Origin of the sequence: Craterilacuibacter sinensis (assembly GCF_009831765.1) — a bacterium.
Lineage (GTDB): Bacteria > Pseudomonadota > Gammaproteobacteria > Burkholderiales > Chromobacteriaceae > Craterilacuibacter > Craterilacuibacter sinensis.
In genome coordinates this window covers 1-5889 of record NZ_WSSB01000025.1, presented here as the reverse complement: position 1 = coordinate 5889, position 5889 = coordinate 1, and the positions used below count along the sequence as shown (strand labels likewise).

Annotated in this window: 5 protein-coding genes; all 5 read right to left on the bottom strand. The window is 55.0% G+C overall.

Annotated elements, in window-relative coordinates; translation table 11 throughout:
- Window positions 1–246 precede the first annotated feature (246 nt).
- Complete coding sequence (gene argS / locus GQF02_RS15650) at window positions 247–1965, bottom strand: arginine--tRNA ligase (protein WP_160798388.1); 1719 nt, start codon at window positions 1963–1965, stop codon at window positions 247–249.
- A gap of 170 nt (window positions 1966–2135) precedes the next feature.
- A complete protein-coding gene (gene trhP / locus GQF02_RS15645) occupies window positions 2136–3479 on the bottom strand; it encodes a prephenate-dependent tRNA uridine(34) hydroxylase TrhP (protein ID WP_160798384.1) in 1344 nt (447 codons plus the stop codon).
- A gap of 8 nt (window positions 3480–3487) precedes the next feature.
- The gene (locus GQF02_RS15640) at window positions 3488–4006 is read right to left on the bottom strand and encodes a hypothetical protein (RefSeq protein ID WP_328698637.1); all 519 of its coding nucleotides are present in this window, start codon (window positions 4004–4006) and stop codon (window positions 3488–3490) included.
- 41 nt (window positions 4007–4047) lie between these two features.
- Window positions 4048–4266, bottom strand: a complete 219-nt coding sequence (locus GQF02_RS15635) for a hypothetical protein (protein WP_124736781.1) — start codon at window positions 4264–4266, stop codon at window positions 4048–4050.
- A gap of 107 nt (window positions 4267–4373) precedes the next feature.
- A complete protein-coding gene (locus GQF02_RS15630) occupies window positions 4374–5759 on the bottom strand; it encodes an FAD-binding oxidoreductase (protein ID WP_160798381.1) in 1386 nt (461 codons plus the stop codon).
- Window positions 5760–5889 lie beyond the last annotated feature (130 nt).

Here is a 5889-nt window from a genome sequence, read left to right as displayed (position 1 = left end):
TTGTTTCGTTTGCGGCGTCAGCTGAGGAGGCGAAATATACGCACCTTGGACTGATGCGTCAACTGTATTTCCCATCAAATATCACTTAATTACCGAACCACCGCCAAAACCAAAACTAAACTACTGACTACAAAAGACTTATTTACATGGCTTATTTTTATTCGCAGCAAAAATAATCGCTATCCCTATAAAAAAATGCCCTCCCTAAAAAGGGAGGGCATTTGAAATAAACAGCTTCAAACTTGTTTACATCGCATCCAGAACTTCAATACCCAGCAAATCCATACCGGTCTTCAATGTTTTGGCAGTCAGCGCAGCCAATTGCAGACGGCTGGCGCGTACTTCACCTTCGGCCTTGAGAATAGGGCAAGCTTCATAGAAGCGTGAGAACAACTGCGCCAGGCTGTACAGATACTGGCTCAGGTGGTGCGGGTAGCAACCATCGGCCACCGTTACCAGCACATCTTCAAACTGGGCCAATGCAACTGCCAGTTGCTTCTCGGCAGGCTCGCTGATCACGATCGCCGCGCTGGCATCATAGTTTTCCGCCTTGCGGAATACGCTCTGTACACGGGTATAGGCATATTGCAGATAAGGTGCGGTATTACCTTCAAACGAGAGCATATTCTCCCAGTTGAAGATGTAATCGCTGGTACGGCTCTTGGACAGGTCGGCATATTTCACCGCGCCGATACCGACCGCGTGTGCGATCTGCTGCTTGGCCTCGACGGCCAGATCCGGGTTCTTCTCGCCGACCAGGTTCAACGCGCGCTCTTCCGACTCGTTGAGCAATTCGATCAGCTTGACCGTGCCGCCGGAGCGGGTCTTGAACGGCTTGTTGTCCTCACCCATCATGGTACCGAAGGCAATGTGCTCAAGTACCACATTGTCTGGCGCAAAGCCGGCCTTGCGGCAGGTCGTGAACATCTGCTGGAAGTGCAGGCTCTGGCGCGCATCAACCACATAGATGATACGGTCGGCGTTCAGCTTGCGTACGCGGTAGCGCACCGCACCCAAGTCGGTGGTCGAATACAGGAAGCCGCCATCCTTCTTCTGCACGATATAGGCGGCAGGGTTGCCATCCTGATCGGCGAACTCCGGCAGGAATACGACCTTGGCGCCCTCGCTGTCGGTTACGATGCCCATCTCGGTCAATTCATTGACCACGGTGGCCAAATCGTCGTTATAAGCCGACTCGCCCATCACATCGTCGCGCGTCAGCATTACGCCCAGCTTGTCGTAGACGGCCTGGCAATGCGACAGCGAAACCTCGACAAACTGGCGCCACAACTCCAGCACCAACTCATCGCCGCCTTGCAGCCGCACCACATATTCACGGGCGCGGTTGGCAAAGTCTTCGCTTTCATCAAAGCGGATCTTGGCATTTCGGTAGAAGGTCTCCAGATCGCCCAGCTCCATGCCGGCCTTGCCGGTTTGCTGGGTTTCGACCAGATAGGCCGTCAACATGCCGAACTGGGTACCCCAGTCGCCCACATGGTTCTGGCGAATGACATCGTGCCCCATAAAGGACAGCACGCGCGCAATGGAGTCGCCGATGATGGTCGAGCGCAAGTGGCCGACATGCATCTCTTTAGCGAGGTTGGGCGACGAATAGTCGATCACGACCGTTTGCTTGGCTGGCAACGTCACGCCCAGACGCGCGTCTTTCAATGCCGCTTCGCTGCGGCGCGCCAGAAACTCGGGGGCCAGATGGATATTGATAAAACCCGGGCCGGCGATTTCCACTTTCTCGGCAATGCCTTCCAGATCCAGCGCATCGACTACTTTTTGCGCCAGTTCGCGTGGATTCATCTTGAGTGCCTTGGCCGCACCCATCACGCCGTTCGCCTGGTAGTCGCCAAAACCTACCTTGGAAGAAGGCTGAACCACGGCCGGAGCATCCGGCACACCGGCTGCAGCCAGTGCCGCTTGTACTTTTTGATTGATCAGTTGCTGTATCGTCATCGCATGCCTTATAAATAACTTGGAAGAAGCGAAAAAACCAAGCGCTTCCGAAAATTTTGCTTTTGATTGTATGCGCCAAATGCCACTCGGGCAACGCTTCACTTCCCGGTAAAAATAAACGGCAGTATAGCTTTCGCCATACTGCCGCTTGCGTACGAGACTTAATCAGCTCAGAACAGGCGGGCAATCAGTGCCTTGTCCATGCCCTGCATACCCGGAATCCGCACCTGAATCCCGTTACCCGGCGCCACTTCGATAGCCACGTCATCGCGCAGCATTGTTTTCAGCTCCAGAATATGGTTACCGCTCGGGTGTATCACCTCCAGCCGGTCGCCTACTGCGAAGCGGTTTTTCACATCGACCGTCGCCCAACCTTCCGCATCCACGGCCAGCACATCACCCACATACTGGCTTTGCTTGGCCTTGGAGTGACCCGTCAGGTAATTCTGGTAGTCCTGCGTCTGGTGGCGCTCGAGGAAGCCTGGGGTATAGCCGCGATTGGCCAGACCATCCAGCTCGGCCAGCAAGCCCAGATTGAACGGTCGTCCGGCAACCGCGTCATCGATCGCCTGACGGTAGACCTGCGCCGTGCGTGCCACATAATACAAGCTCTTGGTACGGCCTTCGATCTTGAGCGAATCGACACCAATCTTCACCAGCTTCTCCACCTGCTCGACGGCGCGCAGGTCTTTGGAGTTCATGATGTAGGTGCCATGCTCGTCCTCGATGATGGGCATCATCTCGCCGGGACGGTTTCCCTCTTCGATCAGATAGGTCTTATCGGCCAGCGGGTGACGTTCCGCGCCACCGCAGGCGGCGAAGCTCTGGTTCGCCTCTTCCAGCGCCTTGCCAAAGTCCAGCTTGATGGTCTGCACATCGCCGGCATCATCGCCTTGGGTGTCGTGCATCTTGTAATCCCAGCGGCACGCATTGGTGCAAGTACCCTGGTTGGGGTCGCGATGATTGAAATAGCCAGACAACAGGCAACGGCCCGAGTAGGCAATGCACAAAGCACCATGAACGAAGACTTCCAGTTCGATATCCGGACACTCCTGGCGAATCTCGGCAATCTCGTCCAGCGACAACTCGCGCGACAGAATAATGCGGCTCACGCCCAGCTTCTGCCAGAACTTCACCCCCATATAATTGACGGTATTGGCCTGTACCGACAGATGAACCGGCACCTCCGGCCACTTCTCGCGCACCATCATAATCAGACCAGGGTCCGCCATAATCAGGGCATCAGGCTTCATGGCAATGACAGGCGCCATATCAGCCATATAGGTTTTGACCTTGCTGTTATGCGGCAACAGGTTACTGGCAACAAAAAATTGCTTACCGCGCGCATGCGCTTCGTCGATACCCGTTCTGAGCTCTTCCAGCTTGAAGTCGTTGTTGCGGGCACGCAGCGAGTAACGCGGCTGGCCGGCATAAACGGCATCCGCGCCAAAATCATAGGCGGCACGCATCTTGTCGAGGGTACCGGCGGGCAATAGAAGTTCTGGTGCTTTCATAGGTTTTCTCAGTGAAGCAGACAAGGCAAAGGAGCGAGATCGGGCTCGACAAAGGCCTTGCGCGCACGCTCATGATCCAGCAGGTCTGCAGAATAGTGATAACGAACCAGCGATACCGTATCAGACAGCATGTCCTGGTTCGCCTGGCAAAAATGTTCCCAGTCTTCGGCCTGCTCAGGCTGTTCAGCCATACGCTGATAAAGCAGGACCAGCGTCGCCATAGTCAGCGTGTGATGATAAGACGTTGCCAAGGCCCGTATCAGGGCATAACGCGAAAAAGTATGCGCGCAACGCGCGGCAGCCTCGCGTACCGGATAATTCCGGTGATAAGCCCATGCGGCGTAAAGGCGGGTCTGCTGATTGAAATTGTCCGGCGGGAAATGGCCATTTTCCAGTTCACGCAGGAAGAGTTGATCGTCCGTCACAACAAGCTCCAAAACGGCGACAGGCTCCGCATGCGGAGCCTGTCTTGCCTTTGTACGGCCGCGATTATCTACTGCAGCCATCCGCTCGTCAACTGCCAGCACGGCAGGCGGCCAGCAAACAAACCTTTGTTTTTAATGCCATTTCAGGAACGTGGTTTTCCCAGAAGTGCCAGCAAGGCCAAAAGCTGCCCGGCCACACCCAGCAACATCACACACGGCAGCAGAATATCGAATAGCGGCTGACTCCCCTGCCAGTCAAGACCCCGCCCCATGCTGGCCACCATCAACAACACCGTCGACAGCATCAATGCCAGCAAAGCCAAACGACGACGGCGCCGCAAAAACTGCAATAAACTTGCCACCAGGCCAATCTCCTTTAAGCGGACACGCCAAGATATTTGGCTTATCCGCCACCGATTTTATCAAGCGTACCGCCAATAAACTATCGGCAATATGGTAGCGATGCCCATCACAGGGAAAAGATCTTGCCCGGATTCATCAGATTATCGGGGTCAATAGAACGCTTGATAGCGCGCATCATATTCAGGGCCGCAGTACCTGCCTCTTGCGCCAAATACGCCTGCTTGCCAATCCCGATGCCATGTTCTCCGCTACATGTGCCTTCCATCGCCAAGGCACGCTGCACCAGACGGTGATTAATCGCCTTCATTTTGGCCATCTCTGCACTGTCTGACGGGTTGGCCAACAACATCAGATGGAAATTCCCATCTCCGACATGACCAAACAAGGGAGCCTCAACGCCATCGCGTTGCAGATCAAGATACGTTTCCTCGATGCATTCGGCCAAACGGGAAATAGGTACACAAACATCGGTCGCAATGCAGCGGCAGCCAGGCTTAAGCTGCAAGCCGGCAAAGTAGGCATTATGCCGCGCCTGCCATAAACGGCTACGCTCTTCTTCACGGCTAGACCAGGCAAAATGCCCGCCGCCATTGGCTTCGGCCAAATCAGCAAACAACTGCGCCTGCTCGGCAACACTCGCTTCACTGCCATGAAACTCGAGGAACAGGGTCGGGCATTCCGGATAATCTGTTTTGCTATAGCGATTGACCGCCGCCATGGTGAGCGCATCCAGCATTTCTGCCCGCGCCAGCGGAATGCCGCACTGAATGGCCTGAATCACGCTATCTACAGCCCCTCGCACGCTATCAAAAGCCACCATGGCAGACGACATGGCTTCCGGCATGCCATACAAGCGCACGGTGACCTCGGTGATAATCGCCAGTGTTCCCTCGGCCCCCACCAATAAACGGGTCAGGTCATAACCGGCAGAAGATTTCTTGGCGCGCGTGCCGGTATGAATAATCTCACCGTCAGGTAAAACCGCAGTCAGTGCCAATACATTCTCGCGCATGGTGCCATAACGCACGGCATTGGTGCCCGAGGCACGTGTCGAGGCCATGCCGCCCAAAGTGGCATCAGCCCCCGGGTCGATAGGAAAAAACAGACCGCTATGGCGCAACTCCTCGTTCAGCCGCAAGCGCGTCACGCCCGCCTCTACCGTCGCTGTTAAATCTTCCTCATGCAGTGCGACAATACGGTTCATCTGCGAAAGATCTATACAAACCCCGCCATGAATAGCCAGCGTATGCCCCTCGACCGAACTGCCCACCCCGTAAGGAATCATCGGTATCCGGTATTTGGCACATAAACGCACTACCGACTGCACTTCGGCAGTCGAGTGTGGAAAAACGACCAGATCGGGCAATACATCAGGATGGCAAGATTCATCATGACCATGATGAAGACGGATAGACTCACTCGCACTTACCCTGTCGGCAAATAAGGCGGCCAGTTCTTGTTGCAATAGCTGGATGGGGGAAAGAATAGACATGGCATCTCCACAGATTATGCAAAATGATATCACCATGGAGAAAATGCGCTATTGGGGAGAGCCCGCAAATGCAAAAACCCCAGCTCTGATGAGCTGGGGTTTTCTATGGGGCGTCTGGCGGTGTCCTACT